Below are 12,887 nucleotides of genomic sequence, written 5' to 3'. Positions count from 1 at the left end.
CGCTATTTTCTGGCTTGCTCGTACAACGGCATCACCTTGGGAATCGCCGCCTGCAACGACGCGATACGGCTGCTCGAAGCCGGGTGAGTACTCATGAACTCAGGCTGCGAACCACCCGACGCTTCGGTCATCTTGTTCCACAGGCTGATCGCCGCATTCGGGTTGTAGCCCGCACGCGCCGCCAGCTCCAGGCCGATCAGGTCGGCTTCGTTCTCGTTGCTGCGGCTGTTGGGCAAGGTCATGCTGTACTGCACCACGGTGTCGGCCAGCGCCAGGCTGTCCTGGCCCAGGCCGAACAGGGCACCTGCGCCCTGGCGCGCCATCTCAACACCATAGGCCTTGGACATCGCCTCGCGACCATGCTCGCGCAGGGCGTGGGCGATCTCGTGGCCCATCACCGCCGCGATCTCGTCGTCGGTCAGCTTGAGCTTGTCGATCAGGCCGGTATAGAAAATGATCTTGCCACCCGGGCCGCAGTTGGCATTGAGCTCGTCGCTCTTGATCAGGTTGACTTCCCATTTCCACTGCGCCGCATCGGGGCGGAACTTCGGCGCCTGCACGATCAGCCGATCGGCAATGGCCTGCACCCGCTTGGCGGTGGCACTGGTCTTGTCGAGCATACCCTTGGTGGATGCCTCGCCCAGGGTCTGCTGGTACGACTGCGCGTACATCTGGTTGACCTCATCGGTCGACAGCATGCTGAACATGTACTGCTTGCGCTCCACGCCTACCGCTCCACCACTGGTGGTGTTCACGGCCTGGCAACCGGCCAGCAGCACACTGGCGCTCAGGGCACCGATAACAACTGATCTACGCATGAAAACACTCCCTTCGAACATGCGGCGTATCCTAGGCCGCGCATCATAAACGCGCTACAGCCGTTCGCGAAGAATTGCATCGCCACACTCATGCTTTGCCCCCGGCGCGCCGATAACGCCCAGACAGGCGACCCTCTTTGCGCTCGGAGCTCCCATGAAGTTCAAGTCGATCCAGTTTTCCGTGGCCGCGCTGGCCGGTGCCATCGTGCTGAGCATCGTTGCAGCACTGGTGCTATACGCAGTGTATTCCGGTGCCCGCACCCAGACGCTGGTGCACAACCGCACCCAGCAACAGTTCGAGGCAGTGATCGAGCAACGCCTGACGGCCCTGGCCCAGACCCAGGTCAGCCAGATCCAGCGCAGCCTCGAGGCGCCGCTGCTGATCGCCCGCGGCCTGGCCACCACCAATGCCCTGATCGGCATGCAGGATGCTGCCGGCAACCCGCAGCTCAAGCTCGAACGCGAACAGATGATCGCCCTGCTCAGGCAGACCGCCCTGGACAACCCGCTGCTGCTGGGCGTTTACGTGGGCTGGGAGCCCAACGCGCTGGACCACGACGATGCCCGCTATGCAGGCAGCACGCTGGCGGGCGTCAACCCGCAGAGCGGGCGCTTTCTGCCGTGGTGGTACCGTAACGACGACGGTAGCCTGACCCTCGACAAACTCCAGGATGTGGACGACCGTACCCTGCTGCCCACGGGCGTGCGCACCAGCGAGTACTACCTGTGTTCCAAGGAGACCGGCAAGGCCTGCGCCATCGACCCGGCCCCGTACCAGGTGGGCAACAAGACCGTGATGCTGGCCTCGTTCGTCGAGCCGATCATGGTCAACGGCCAGTTCCAGGGCATCGCCGCCGCCGACCTGTCGCTGAACTTCATCCAGGATATGCTCAAGGCCGCCGACGCCCAGCTGTATGACGGCGCGGGCGAGATGGCGCTGCTGTCCAACAACGGACGCGTGGTGGCCTACACCAAGGATGCGAGCACGTTCGGCAAAAAAGCCAGCGATGTGCTGCAACCCGATGAAGTGGCGGTGCTCGGCAACCTGTCGGGCAAGGCGCTGCACTACGAAATCGACCATGCCAGCGGACAGATCGAGCTGTTCGTGCCATTTGCCGTGGGCAACACCGCCTCGCGCTGGACCTTGCTGCTGCAACTGCCGGTCAGCGCGGTGATGGCCGACCTCGACGCGCTGCAGCGCGAAATGAGCGCCCAGCGCAGCACCGACCTCACCGGCATGATCGTGGTCGGCCTGGGCATCGCCGGGCTTGGCCTGCTGGTCATCTGGCTGCTGGCCCACGGCATCGCCCGGCCGCTGCGCCAGATGGTCGGCATGCTGGACGACATCGCCCAGGGCGAAGGTGACCTGACCCGGCGCCTGAGCAGTGATCGCGCCGACGAACTGGGCGCCATCGCCCGTGGCTTCAATACATTCCTGAGCAAGCTGCAGGCAATGATCAGCCAGGTGGTGGTGTCGGTGCAGAAGGTCAGCGACTCGTCCGAGCACACCGCCGACATCGCCATTCGCACCAACCAGGGCGTGCACAAGCAGATGGCCGAAATCGACCTGGTGGCCACTGCGGTGCATGAAATGACCGCGACCGCCCAGGACGTGGCGCGCAATGCCACCCATGCGGCGCAAGCGGCCAGCAATGCCGACCAGGCCGCCAACCAGGGCCTGGAGATCGTGCGCAACACCTCCACCTCGATCAGCGCCCTGGCCGAGGAGATCGGCCGTGCGGTGGGTGTGGTACAGGCCCTGGCGCGCGACAGCGAGAACATCAACGCGATCCTGGTGGCGATTCGTGCAATTGCCGAACACACCAACCTGCTGGCGCTCAACGCGGCCATCGAGGCGGCGCGAGCCGGTGAACAGGGACGCGGGTTTGCCGTGGTGGCCGATGAAGTGCGCAACCTGGCGCAGAAGACCCAGCAGGCTACCGAAGAGATCCAGCAGATGATCCAGCAGTTGCAGCAGGGCACACGGGATGTGGTGCAGGTAATGGAGGACAGTCAGGGCAAGACCGAAGTCAGCGTGCAACAGGCGGCGCAGGCGGCCCAGGCGCTGGAGAGCATCACCCGGGCGGTGTCGGTGATCAACGACATGAACACCCAGATCGCCAGCGCGGCGGAGGAGCAGAGCGCAGTGGCCGAGGACATCAACCGCAACGTGATCAATATCGGCCAGGTGGCCAATGAAGTGGCTGGCGGGGCGGATGAGTCAAGCGCGGCGAGCGCGGAGCTGACCAAGCTGGCGGAGCAGCAGCGCCGGTTGATCAATCAGTTTCGCGTCTGAGCCAGAAGCTTCGCCGGCAAGGCCGCGACACCTAGGCTGGGGTCAGGCACTCCGGCGCATTCAACTTCGGATCATTCACCAGGTTCGCCAGCACCCGCTCGCGCAAGGCGGCCTGCGGGCCAGCGAGCAATTCCTGCAACTTCACCAGCGGCGTCTGCGGGTCCAGCCACGCGGCCTGCCCTGCCGCATCCAGAATCAGCGGCCGGCGCTGGTTGACTGCGGCCTGGGTCACCACCGCCGTGCTCAGCCACACCTGGTCCTGCACCGGGTAGGCCTCCCACACGCCGGCAAAGAACAGCGAAGACCCCTCGCCCGGCGTCAGCCAGTACGGCCGCTTGCGCGCCGTGCCGCGCCACTCGTAGAAGCCGTTGGCCGGCAGCAGGCAACGGCGCAGGCGAAACGCTTCGCGAAACATCGGTTGCTCGGCCAGGGTCTCGGCGCGCGCCTGGGCCGGGGTGCGCGACAGGTCGGTCAGCCACGCCGGGGTCAGCCCCCAGCGCGCCCGCGCCAGCTCCAGCTGGCCTTCGCGCTGACGCTGGATCAGCACCGAGGCGCCGGGCGAGATGTTCCATTGCGCCTGCTGGTCAGGCGGGAACCCGGGCAGCGCGGCAAACGCCGAAGACCAGCGAAACAGGGCGTAACGTCCACACATGAGCAAAACCTAGCAAATCAGTATTCCCGGAAGGCTCTCCGGCTCGTCGCCAGGAAGCGGCTGGGCGCCATTGTACGCGGCGATCAGCTGGCGTGCGTATTCGGCCTGCGCATCGGGCACCGCCAGGCCCAGCAGCCCCTGCATCGGCAGCTCGCCCACGGCGCCCATCAGGTCGCGCCCACTCAGGTGCGCCTGGATCCCTTCGCTGCGCAGCATGCCGATCAGAAGCTCGGCCTCCAGCAGACTTTCCGGCTCGTAGATACGCTGCATCACTCGTCCTCGCGCTTGACGTCCAGCATCCACTCCTCGCCATGCACCTGCAGCACGAACACGATCGGCCGGCAACAGACCTGGCAGTCCTCGATATAGCTCTGGTCGCCACCGGACAGGTCAACGGTAGTTTCCACTTGCTCACCGCAGTAAGGACAATCATAGAAAGCAGATTCCACCATCGCAGTCTCCCAGGTGACTTGTGCGTATAATTGCCGGTCTATTTACAGGCCTTGCCGGTGTCTGAGCCGTTTTTCAGTCCGCAGCCCTACTATTACCCTAGCCGTTTCCAACAAGAGAGCATGATGGGCGAATTCGATGCCATCCGACCGTACAACGACGCCGAGGTGCCCGCCGTGCTGGCGCGCCTGCTCAGCGACCCGGCATTTCTGGATATCCTCACCCACTTTCGCTTCCCGCGCATGGCCGGGGCTTTCGGATGGCTGCTCAAGCCGCTGATCGCCCGGCGCCTGCGCAAGGAATTTGCCGGGGTCAGTTGCGTATCGACCCTGCAGGACAAGGTCGAATACTACGTCGACCACACCATCGACCGCGCCACCGACGGGGTGACCTACACCGGTGTCGAGCAGTTCAAGTCCGGCAGTGCCTACCTGTTCCTGGCCAACCACCGCGACATCGTGATGGACCCGGCCTTCGTCAACTATGCGGTGTACCACGCCGGCCTGCCGACCCCGCGCATCGCGATCGGCGACAACCTGCTGCAAAAGCCGTTCGTCAGCGACATGATGCGCCTGAACAAGAGCTTCATCGTGCACCGCTCGATCACCGGGCGGCGCGAAAAGCTGGCGGCCTATCAGCTGCTGTCGGCATACATCAACCACTCGATCCGCAACGACTGCGCCTCGATCTGGATCGCCCAGGCCGAGGGCCGCGCCAAGGATGGTGACGACCGCACCGATTCGGCGATCCTCAAGATGTTCCACATGAGCCGCAAGGACGAACCGTTCGGCGCAGTGATCCAGTCGCTGAACCTGAGCCCGGTGTCGATCAGCTATGAGTACGACCCGTGCGACCAGGCCAAGGCCCGCGAGCTGTACATCCGCGCCACCACCGGCACCTACAGCAAGGCGCCTGGCGAGGATGACGTGAGCATCGCCCAGGGCATCACCGGCTACAAAGGTCGCGTGCACATCAACTTCGCCCCGCCGGTGAGCGAGTACTTCGAAGACACCAAGCAACTGGCGGCGGAAATCGATCGGCAGATACTGGGTGGCTACCGGTTGTTCCCGGTGCATTACCTGGCGTATGCACAGTGGGCCGATGCCGACCCGCAGTTGCAGGTGCCCAGGGCCGCCGAGGTGTTCCCGGCCGATGAGCTGGCCCGAGCCCAGGCCGAGTGGCAGCGGCGCCTGGATGCCTGCCCGGTGGAACACCAGCCGTACCTGGTGCTGCAGTATGCGATGCCGGTGCGCAACCAGTACCGCGTCAAGGCGGGGTTGGCGCTCTAGAGCGCGTCGCCCGTATCGCGGGTCAAGCCCGCTCCCACAGGGATATCACTGGCTTTGAGTACAGTGCAGAACATGTGGGAGCGGGCTTGACCCGCGATGGCTTCACCTCAGATCCAGGTACTGAACCACGACAGCAGCAGCGCCATCGCCAGGCACGAAAACCCCAGGATGTAGTAGAACCGGTTCACCCGCAGGTTCATCCCCTCCACCATCACCTCATCACGCGCCAGCCCCGCCAGCGCCTGCGCGCCACGGCGCCGCGCCGCTTGCAACAGCAACCCGCCAGGGCAGGTAATCAACAAGGCCAGCACATTGATCAGCTTGGCCGGGTGGGCCGCCAGCAGCCCCCACATCACTTGCAACGACATCGCACAACCTCGATAAAAAACCAGACCTCGACACGCCGCGCATTCTACCCAAGCGCCAGCGGCTCTCTCGTACTTTGCGACCGATGACAATTAAATCCGGCCGTCACACGTTCGTCATCCCGACAAGCCACTCTATTGCCCTTCAACACTCAGGGAGCTTGTCATGCTGCACGCCGAAAACCAGGACCGCCTCTATCTGATCGCCCCCAGCGATGAACAACAGGCCTTGATCGACGGCCTGGCGTTCAACGTCCAGGACCGCCAGTGGCTGGTGTACTGCGCACTTGGCGGGCATGCCCACCATGACCTGCCGGAGGTCGACCAGGGCACCGGCATCAGCCTGCTGGACTTCTACGTCGAAGCCGCCTGAGCAGGTCACGCCCACTAAAAAGCCCGATGCCTGCAACGAGGCATCGGGCTTTTTCATTTGCCGTCAGCGGGTTTACTCGCCCAGTACCTGACCGACCGTCGGGTCCTTGAACAGGCGGGTCAGGGCGTCGCTGAGCACGTCACCCACCAGCTTGGTGTTGGTTTCCTGGTTGGGCGCCATGCCGAAGCGCTGGTCCAGCGAGGCGCCGTAGCGACCGCTGTAGCGGCGGTTGGCATTGGACACGTCGGCACGGAAGGTGGCGCCGATGGTGGCCTCGGTCACGTACAGGCCTTCCTTGGGCGACTGGTACTTCAGCTCGGCCAGGGTCACGGTCAGCTGCGGGGCGTTGTAGGCGTTCGCCGTGGGCGTGAAGCCCAGCAGGCGCACCGCTGCCTCGGCCTGGGCCTGCAGCTTGGGCACGATGTCATTGCCGTTCACGGTGATGGCGCTGGTTTCCGGGTACAGCCCGCCGCGGGTACCCAGGGTTTGCGAAGGACGACCATCGACCACCTTGACCACCACCGGCTGGCCACGACCCACGGGCGCGAGCTGGGCAGTGAGTTTGGGTTGCGGGCTGAGTTGTTGCGGGCTGTGGGCACAACCGACCAGGGTCAGGCTGGTGACAGCGATCAAACCGAACAACAAACGTTGCAACATGCTCATCTCTCCAGGAATAGCAGCAAAGGTCGCCAGTATAACCACCCGGGACCACCCCAGCCATCGGGGCCAGCCACTGTCACAATCGTTTCATCATCGACCGCGTAGACTGCCCACCTGCGCCGGTGAACGCTCTGTTCAGCCGCCTGCCCCCTGCAGGCCAGCCCGCCACGGCGTGGCCGGCGAAGCAAAGCGCAACAAAAGTCGTTAATAAAGATCGTTTCTGCCCGCGACCTCGTTATAATCTCCCCCCGATTATAAGGACGTCTCCTGATCGGGCCTCGCAGCACCGCCAATGCCATTGCATCGGCATCCCCGAATCGCCCACAGAGAGCCGCCCACACAGGTCTTGCCAAGCTGGTGTGCCCGCGTTCCTTCGGCGCTCTGCTCTGCCTGAACCTGCCGGGTTTGCCATCGTGCACACCCTTTTTGAGGTTCACGACTCCAAAAGAGCGTGAAAAAACGGTTTTCACAACTTCACGAGAGTGTGGCGAGCAATGAACAGTCTGGCATGTGTAAAAGCAGCAACTGCGTCCCTGAAAGCCCCAAACAGCTGGCAACAGCACTCATCTGCGATGGGTGACTAAGGCCGGTCCATAGCGCACGATGGACACCTTGACCATAAGTCGAATTGCCGCACGGGCGGTAAAATGCGTTCATAGGCAACGCAAAGCCCGGTTGGTGGTGTCCGCGGAAGTTGAAAAACCTGCGAAGTAGCGGACATGGAAATCCCGGCCAAGCCTGGGAGCCATGCTGTCAATTTGGTGCTGAAGATTTTTGGAGACGCGTTAATGGCGCAGAACGAAGCAGTCGATGTAGTACTGGTAGGGGCCGGCATCATGAGTGCCACCCTGGCCGTACTGCTCAAGGAACTCGACCCGGCGATGAAGCTGGAAGTCGTCGAGTTGATGGATTCGGGTGCCGCGGAAAGTTCCAACCCGTGGAACAACGCCGGGACCGGCCATGCCGGGCTGTGTGAGCTGAACTACACGCCGCAGGCCGCCGACGGCAGCATCGACATCAAGAAAGCGGTGCACATCAATACCCAGTTCGAGGTATCCCGGCAGTTCTGGGCCTACCTGAGCAAAAAGGGCGCCTTCAAGAACCCGCGTGCCTTCATCAACCCGATCCCGCACCTGAGCTACGTCGAAGGTGACAAGGGCGTCGCGTTCCTGAAAAAGCGGTTTGAATCGCTCAAGCCTCACCACGCCTTCGCCGAGATGGAATACACCGAAGACAAGGCGCTGATGAACGAGTGGATGCCGCTGATGATGCCGGGCCGCCCCGCCGACCAGCACATCGCCGCCACCCGCGTGATGAAAGGCACCGACGTCAACTTCGGCGCCCTGACCAACAAGCTGCTCAAGCACCTGGCCGACACCCCCGAGTCGCAGGTCAAGTACAGCAAGAAGGTCACCGGCCTGCGCCGTAACGGCAGCGGCTGGACCGTCACCATCAAGGACGTCAACAGCGGCAGCAGCCGCGACGTCGATGCCCGCTTCGTGTTCCTCGGCGCCGGTGGCGCGGCCCTGCCGCTGCTGCAGCTGTCGGGCATCGAGGAGAGCAAGGGCTTCGGCGGTTTCCCGGTCAGCGGCCAGTGGCTGCGCTGCGACAACCCCGAGGTGGTCAAGCGCCACCAGGCCAAGGTCTACAGCCAGGCCGCCGTGGGTTCGCCGCCGATGTCGGTACCGCACCTGGATACCCGCGTCGTCGACGGCAAGACCTCGCTGCTGTTCGGCCCGTACGCCGGCTTCACCACCAAGTTCCTCAAGCACGGCTCGTTCCTCGACCTGCCGCTGTCGGTGCGCCTGGGCAATATCGGGCCGATGCTGGCCGTGGCCCGCGACAACTTCGACCTGACCAAGTACCTGGTCAGCGAGGTGATGCAGTCGATGGAACAGCGCCTGGAATCGCTGCGTCGCTTCTACCCTGAAGCCAAGGCCGAAGACTGGCGCCTGGAAGTGGCCGGGCAACGGGTGCAGATCATCAAGAAAGACCCGAAAAAAGGCGGCATCCTGCAGTTCGGCACCGAACTGGTGGCGGCCAAGGACGGCTCGCTGGCCGCCCTGCTGGGCGCCTCGCCGGGTGCTTCGGTCACCGTGTCGATCATGCTGGAACTGATCGAACGCTGCTTCCCCGAGCAGGCCAAGGGCGCCTGGGCGGCCAAGCTCAACGAGATCTTCCCGGCACGGGAGAAGGTCCTGGCGACCGACGCTGCGCTGTACCACAAGATCAGCGCGCAGAACGACGAGGCCCTGGGCCTGGTCGAGAACCAGCCGACGCAAAGCTACGCGTAAGCGTGATGCATGAAAAAACGCCCCTCGGGGCGTTTTTTCATGGCTGCGATGTACTCACTTGCGGGCGCTGTCGATGATCTCGATGTACTCGGGCGCATTGCGCTGGTCGCCGATCACCTGGGCGAAAGTGTTGCCGTGCTCGTCCTTGCCGTCCACATCGTATCCGGCCTCGACGAAGAAGCCGACGAAACGTTCGAAGTCATCGATGCGCAGGCCGCGATAGGCCTTGATCAGTTTGTGGTGCGAGGGCGAGCTGGCATCGGCCGGTTCGAACTGGAGAAACGACTTGATGTAGTCGTCGCTGATCTCATCACCAATCACTTGCTTCTTGTCTTTACGCATTGCCGACTCCAACTGAACCATCACGGACATTTTTCACGGGCCGGCAGTTTACCCCCCGGCAGCGCTGTGGCTCAACGCGCGCGTAGGGTGCCGGTGTGCACATCGGCCCAGATATGACCGTTGGCATAGCTGAGGAACTGCACGTACAGGGTGTCGTTGCGCAGCAGGTCGAGAATCACCCGGTACTGGCTGGCGGGATAGTTGAGGGTCAGGGTGCGGCTCTTGGCGTCGAACGCCGGTTTGCGCAGGCTCTTGCCTTCGCCGTCGAAGCTGATCAGCACCTCGCTGATGGTGGCGCCCTTGTTCAGGGGCTTGCCCTTGAGGCGCATCAGCACCGGTGCCGTGACCGGTATCGGTTGCTGGTTGGACTGTCGCTGGTTGCCGACCACCACCGAATACTGGGTCACCTGCAGCAGTTGCTGGGCTTCGGGGGTTTCCTGGCGCAGGGTAAGGTCGTCGGGCGGCAGGAACTGGCTGTGCAGCGGCGCGGCGGCCAGGGGCAGGCTGGTCAGCAGCAGGAGGGCGAGGATGGCGCGCATGGCAGGCTCCTTGGGGGCGGCCTGGCACTCTAGCATGAGAAATGTACGAAGCTGACGGCCTCTTGTGGGAGCGGGCCTGACCCGCGATGCAGGCACCGCAAACAGCTGATACCGCATCGACCCTTTCGCGGGCCAAGTCAGCTCCCACCCGGTTTTACATGCCCTTCACGGCATAGATGCCCGCCGCATTGCGCCAGTAGCCCTTGTAGTCCATGCCGTAGCCGAACACATAGCGGTCAACGCAGCTCAAACCGCAGTAGTCGGCCTTCAGGTCAGGGCTGGCCTTGCGGTCGTGGTCCTTGTCCACCAGCACCGCGCTGTACACCGCCTTGGCACCGGCATGCTTGCAGAAGTCGATGATGGCGCTGAGGGTGTGCCCTTCGTCGAGGATGTCGTCGATGATCAGCACTTCGCGATCGATGAACGACACTTCGGGCTTGGCCTTCCAGAACAGGTCACCGCCGCTGGTCTGGTTGCGGTAGCGCGTGGCATGCAGGTAGGACGCCTCCAGCGGGAACTGCAAATGGGTCAGCAGCTTGCCGGAGAAGATCAGGCCACCGTTCATCACGCAGAACACCACCGGGTTGCGGTCGGCCAGGTCGGCGGTGATCTGCGCGCCCACACGGGCAATCGCCGCTTCGACTTCGGCTTCGCTGTGCAGGCAGTCTGCTTCACGCATGACTTGACGGATATGCTCGAGATCAGCGGACATGACGCTCTCCAGGGGGCTGCGGTTGAGAAAAGCGGGCAAAGGTACGCACCCTCACGCATCAGATCAAGCATTTATGGACTAACGTGCACAATGCCTATAGGACACCTGCGGCCGAATAGATTACTCTAGCGCGGTTTTTTTGCCCGCCCCCCGGAGCCTTTCCCTATGCCAACCCGTGAGATCCGCCATCCGCTGATCCGTCACAAGCTCGGCCTGATGCGCCGCGCCGATATCAGCACGAAGAATTTTCGCGAACTCGCCCAGGAAGTCGGCGCGCTCCTGACGTACGAGGCAACCAAGGATCTGCCGCTGGAAAGCTACGACATTCAAGGCTGGTGCGGCACCGTACAGGTCGAGAAGATCGCCGGCAAGAAGATCACCGTGGTGCCGATCCTGCGCGCCGGTATCGGCATGCTCGACGGCGTGCTCAGCCTGATCCCGGGCGCCAAGGTCAGCGCCGTGGGCGTTGCCCGCAACGAGGAAACCCTCGAAGCGCACACCTACCTGGAAAAACTGGTACCCGAGATCGACGAGCGCCTGGCCATGATCATCGACCCGATGCTGGCCACCGGCAGCTCCATGATCGCCACCATCGACCTGCTGAAGAAGGCCGGCTGCAAGGACATCCGCGCCATGGTGCTGGTGGCAGCGCCCGAAGGCATCGCGGCGGTCGAGGGTGCACACCCCGACGTGCGCATCTACACCGCCTCGATCGATGAACGCCTGAACGAACACGGCTACATCATTCCCGGCCTGGGCGATGCAGGCGACAAGATCTTCGGCACCAAGCAGAAGGACACCTGAACATGCAGGACGAGTTCAACGACCCGCTCTGGCGCCAGGTCGTCTCCGGCGCGCAGATGCTCTTCGTGGCATTCGGCGCGCTGGTGCTGATGCCGCTGATTACCGGCCTCGACCCCAACGTTGCGCTGTTCACTGCGGGCCTGGGGACTCTGCTGTTCCAGGTGGTCACTGGCCGTCAGGTGCCGGTGTTCCTCGCCTCCAGCTTTGCCTTCATCACCCCCATCATTCTCGCCAAGGGCCAGTTCGGCCTGGCCGAGACCATGGGCGGGGTGATGGCGGCCGGGTTCGTCTACACCTTCCTGGGCCTGGCCGTGAAGATCAAGGGCACCGGCTTCATCGACCGCCTGCTGCCGCCGGTGGTGATCGGCCCGGTGATCATCTCGATCGGCCTGGCGATGGCGCCGATTGCCGCCAACATGGCCATGGGCAAGGCCGGCGACGGCGCCGAACTGCTGCCCTACAGCACCGCGATGATGATCTCGATGCCGGCGCTGCTCACCACCCTCATCGTGGCGGTGTTCGGCAAGGGCATCTTCCGCCTGGTGCCGATCATTGCCGGGGTGCTGGTGGGCTTTGGCCTGTCGTTCTACTTCGGTGTGGTCGACACCGCCAAGATCGCCGCCGCCCCCTGGCTGGCCCTGCCGCACTTCACCGCGCCGGCCTTCAACTGGCAGGCGATCCTGTTCATCGTACCGGTGGCCCTGGCCCCGGCGATCGAGCATATCGGCGGCGTGATTGCAGTGGGCAGCGTGACCGGTCGCGACTACCTGAAAAAGCCCGGCCTGCACCGCACCCTGCTGGGTGACGGCATCGCCACCACCACCGCCGGCCTGTTCGGCGGCCCGCCCAACACCACCTACGCCGAAGTGACCGGCGCGGTGATGCTGACCAAGAACTACAACCCCAAGATCATGACCTGGGCGGCGGTGTTCGCCATCAGCCTGGCCTTCGTCGGCAAGTTCGGCGCGTTGCTGCAGAGCATTCCGGTGCCGGTGATGGGCGGCATCCTGTGCCTGCTGTTCGGCTCGATCGCGGCAGTGGGCATGAACACCATGATCCGCCACAAGATCGACCTGAGCGAAGCGCGCAACCTGGTGATCGTCTCGGTGACCCTGGTGTTCGGGATTGGCGGTGTGCTGGTCGGCACCGGTACCGGCCCGGACGACTGGGGCCTGAAGGGTATCGCGCTGTGCGCCGTGGTGGCCATTGCGCTCAACCTGCTGCTGCCGGGTAATGACGGCTGGAAGAACAAGGTGCTGGACGACCATTTGCCTTGATCTGAAACGCTTCGCC

The 12,887-nt window shown here is 63.6% G+C and carries 15 protein-coding genes and 1 pseudogene; 7 read left to right on the top strand and 9 right to left on the bottom strand.

The window, feature by feature from the left end; translation table 11 throughout:
• Positions 1-2: 2 nt before the first annotated feature.
• Positions 3-818 (bottom strand): M48 family metallopeptidase, encoded by an 816-nt coding sequence (locus JZZ72_RS15960; protein WP_043864476.1) that lies wholly within the window; start codon positions 816-818, stop codon positions 3-5.
• A gap of 154 nt (positions 819-972) precedes the next feature.
• On the opposite strand from JZZ72_RS15960, the pseudogene JZZ72_RS28305 reads away from it, so the two are divergent.
• Both JZZ72_RS28305 and JZZ72_RS28300 read left to right on the top strand, forming a co-directional pair.
• Positions 973-2,259 (top strand): annotated as a pseudogene (locus JZZ72_RS28305) (HAMP domain-containing protein); the annotation flags it as partial.
• A 12-nt stretch (positions 2,260-2,271) separates the two neighbouring features.
• Complete coding sequence (locus JZZ72_RS28300; protein ID WP_408004346.1) at positions 2,272-3,114, top strand: methyl-accepting chemotaxis protein; 843 nt, start codon at positions 2,272-2,274, stop codon at positions 3,112-3,114.
• 31 nt (positions 3,115-3,145) lie between these two features.
• Here the strand turns inward: JZZ72_RS28300 and JZZ72_RS15950 are convergent, their stop codons facing one another.
• The 3 genes from JZZ72_RS15950 to JZZ72_RS15940 are packed head-to-tail and all read right to left on the bottom strand — an operon-like array spanning position 3,146 to position 4,218.
• Positions 3,146-3,766, bottom strand: a complete 621-nt coding sequence (locus JZZ72_RS15950) for an SOS response-associated peptidase (protein ID WP_043864354.1) — start codon at positions 3,764-3,766, stop codon at positions 3,146-3,148.
• Between the two features lie 9 nt (positions 3,767-3,775).
• Positions 3,776-4,036 carry a putative signal transducing protein gene (locus tag JZZ72_RS15945; protein ID WP_043864353.1) on the bottom strand — a complete coding sequence of 87 codons (261 nt, stop codon included), beginning with the start codon at positions 4,034-4,036 and terminating at the stop codon, positions 3,776-3,778.
• A complete protein-coding gene (locus JZZ72_RS15940; protein ID WP_054916232.1) occupies positions 4,036-4,218 on the bottom strand; it encodes a CPXCG motif-containing cysteine-rich protein in 183 nt (60 codons plus the stop codon). Before JZZ72_RS15940 ends, JZZ72_RS15945 begins: the two co-directional genes overlap by 1 nt.
• Positions 4,219-4,341: 123 nt before the next feature.
• Here JZZ72_RS15940 and JZZ72_RS15935 point away from each other — a divergent pair, with 123 nt between their 5' ends.
• The gene (locus JZZ72_RS15935; RefSeq protein ID WP_043864351.1) at positions 4,342-5,505 is read left to right on the top strand and encodes a 1-acyl-sn-glycerol-3-phosphate acyltransferase; all 1,164 of its coding nucleotides are present in this window, start codon (positions 4,342-4,344) and stop codon (positions 5,503-5,505) included.
• 107 nt (positions 5,506-5,612) lie between these two features.
• Here JZZ72_RS15935 and JZZ72_RS15930 read toward each other — a convergent pair whose 3' ends face one another.
• Positions 5,613-5,873, bottom strand: a complete 261-nt coding sequence (locus tag JZZ72_RS15930) for a hypothetical protein (RefSeq protein ID WP_054916233.1) — start codon at positions 5,871-5,873, stop codon at positions 5,613-5,615.
• A 163-nt stretch (positions 5,874-6,036) separates the two neighbouring features.
• On the opposite strand from JZZ72_RS15930, the gene JZZ72_RS15925 reads away from it, so the two are divergent.
• A complete protein-coding gene (locus tag JZZ72_RS15925; protein WP_043864349.1) occupies positions 6,037-6,243 on the top strand; it encodes a hypothetical protein in 207 nt (68 codons plus the stop codon).
• Positions 6,244-6,315: 72 nt separating this feature from the next.
• On the opposite strand, the gene JZZ72_RS15920 is transcribed toward JZZ72_RS15925, so the two are convergent.
• Positions 6,316-6,900 carry a YajG family lipoprotein gene (locus JZZ72_RS15920; RefSeq protein ID WP_043864348.1) on the bottom strand — a complete coding sequence of 195 codons (585 nt, stop codon included), beginning with the start codon at positions 6,898-6,900 and terminating at the stop codon, positions 6,316-6,318.
• Between the two features lie 791 nt (positions 6,901-7,691).
• Between JZZ72_RS15920 and mqo the strand changes: the two genes are divergently transcribed.
• Positions 7,692-9,197: a malate dehydrogenase (quinone) gene (gene mqo / locus JZZ72_RS15915; RefSeq protein ID WP_043864347.1), complete on the top strand. Its 1,506-nt coding sequence runs from the start codon at positions 7,692-7,694 to the stop codon at positions 9,195-9,197.
• 54 nt (positions 9,198-9,251) lie between these two features.
• Here mqo and JZZ72_RS15910 read toward each other — a convergent pair whose 3' ends face one another.
• The 3 genes from JZZ72_RS15910 to JZZ72_RS15900 form a co-directional block, all read right to left on the bottom strand.
• Positions 9,252-9,539 (bottom strand): PA4642 family protein, encoded by a 288-nt coding sequence (locus tag JZZ72_RS15910; RefSeq protein WP_054916234.1) that lies wholly within the window; start codon positions 9,537-9,539, stop codon positions 9,252-9,254.
• A gap of 71 nt (positions 9,540-9,610) precedes the next feature.
• Positions 9,611-10,078: a hypothetical protein gene (locus JZZ72_RS15905; protein ID WP_054916235.1), complete on the bottom strand. Its 468-nt coding sequence runs from the start codon at positions 10,076-10,078 to the stop codon at positions 9,611-9,613.
• 154 nt (positions 10,079-10,232) lie between these two features.
• Positions 10,233-10,790: a hypoxanthine-guanine phosphoribosyltransferase gene (locus JZZ72_RS15900; RefSeq protein WP_043864344.1), complete on the bottom strand. Its 558-nt coding sequence runs from the start codon at positions 10,788-10,790 to the stop codon at positions 10,233-10,235.
• Between the two features lie 165 nt (positions 10,791-10,955).
• On the opposite strand from JZZ72_RS15900, the gene upp reads away from it, so the two are divergent.
• Entirely contained in the window at positions 10,956-11,594 is a 639-nt protein-coding gene (gene upp / locus JZZ72_RS15895) for a uracil phosphoribosyltransferase (protein WP_043864343.1), read from the top strand.
• Positions 11,595-11,596: 2 nt separating this feature from the next.
• Positions 11,597-12,871 (top strand): uracil-xanthine permease family protein, encoded by a 1,275-nt coding sequence (locus JZZ72_RS15890; protein WP_043864342.1) that lies wholly within the window; start codon positions 11,597-11,599, stop codon positions 12,869-12,871.
• The last annotated feature ends 16 nt before the right edge of the window (positions 12,872-12,887 follow it).

Origin of the sequence: Pseudomonas palmensis, from assembly GCF_017848315.1 — a bacterium.
Taxonomy (GTDB): domain Bacteria; phylum Pseudomonadota; class Gammaproteobacteria; order Pseudomonadales; family Pseudomonadaceae; genus Aquipseudomonas; species Aquipseudomonas palmensis.
This window is presented reverse-complemented; position numbering and strand designations above follow the sequence as displayed.

Coding starts and splice junctions, on each gene's coding strand:
- JZZ72_RS15960 (WP_043864476.1), bottom strand. CDS start 818: ATGCGTAGATCAGTTGTTATCGGTGCCCTGAGCGCCAGTGTGCTGCTG.
- JZZ72_RS28300 (WP_408004346.1), top strand. CDS start 2,272: ATGATCAGCCAGGTGGTGGTGTCGGTGCAGAAGGTCAGCGACTCGTCC.
- JZZ72_RS15950 (WP_043864354.1), bottom strand. CDS start 3,766: ATGTGTGGACGTTACGCCCTGTTTCGCTGGTCTTCGGCGTTTGCCGCG.
- JZZ72_RS15945 (WP_043864353.1), bottom strand. CDS start 4,036: ATGCAGCGTATCTACGAGCCGGAAAGTCTGCTGGAGGCCGAGCTTCTG.
- JZZ72_RS15940 (WP_054916232.1), bottom strand. CDS start 4,218: ATGGTGGAATCTGCTTTCTATGATTGTCCTTACTGCGGTGAGCAAGTG.
- JZZ72_RS15935 (WP_043864351.1), top strand. CDS start 4,342: ATGGGCGAATTCGATGCCATCCGACCGTACAACGACGCCGAGGTGCCC.
- JZZ72_RS15930 (WP_054916233.1), bottom strand. CDS start 5,873: ATGTCGTTGCAAGTGATGTGGGGGCTGCTGGCGGCCCACCCGGCCAAG.
- JZZ72_RS15925 (WP_043864349.1), top strand. CDS start 6,037: ATGCTGCACGCCGAAAACCAGGACCGCCTCTATCTGATCGCCCCCAGC.
- JZZ72_RS15920 (WP_043864348.1), bottom strand. CDS start 6,900: ATGTTGCAACGTTTGTTGTTCGGTTTGATCGCTGTCACCAGCCTGACC.
- mqo (WP_043864347.1), top strand. CDS start 7,692: ATGGCGCAGAACGAAGCAGTCGATGTAGTACTGGTAGGGGCCGGCATC.
- JZZ72_RS15910 (WP_054916234.1), bottom strand. CDS start 9,539: ATGCGTAAAGACAAGAAGCAAGTGATTGGTGATGAGATCAGCGACGAC.
- JZZ72_RS15905 (WP_054916235.1), bottom strand. CDS start 10,078: ATGCGCGCCATCCTCGCCCTCCTGCTGCTGACCAGCCTGCCCCTGGCC.
- JZZ72_RS15900 (WP_043864344.1), bottom strand. CDS start 10,790: ATGTCCGCTGATCTCGAGCATATCCGTCAAGTCATGCGTGAAGCAGAC.
- upp (WP_043864343.1), top strand. CDS start 10,956: ATGCCAACCCGTGAGATCCGCCATCCGCTGATCCGTCACAAGCTCGGC.
- JZZ72_RS15890 (WP_043864342.1), top strand. CDS start 11,597: ATGCAGGACGAGTTCAACGACCCGCTCTGGCGCCAGGTCGTCTCCGGC.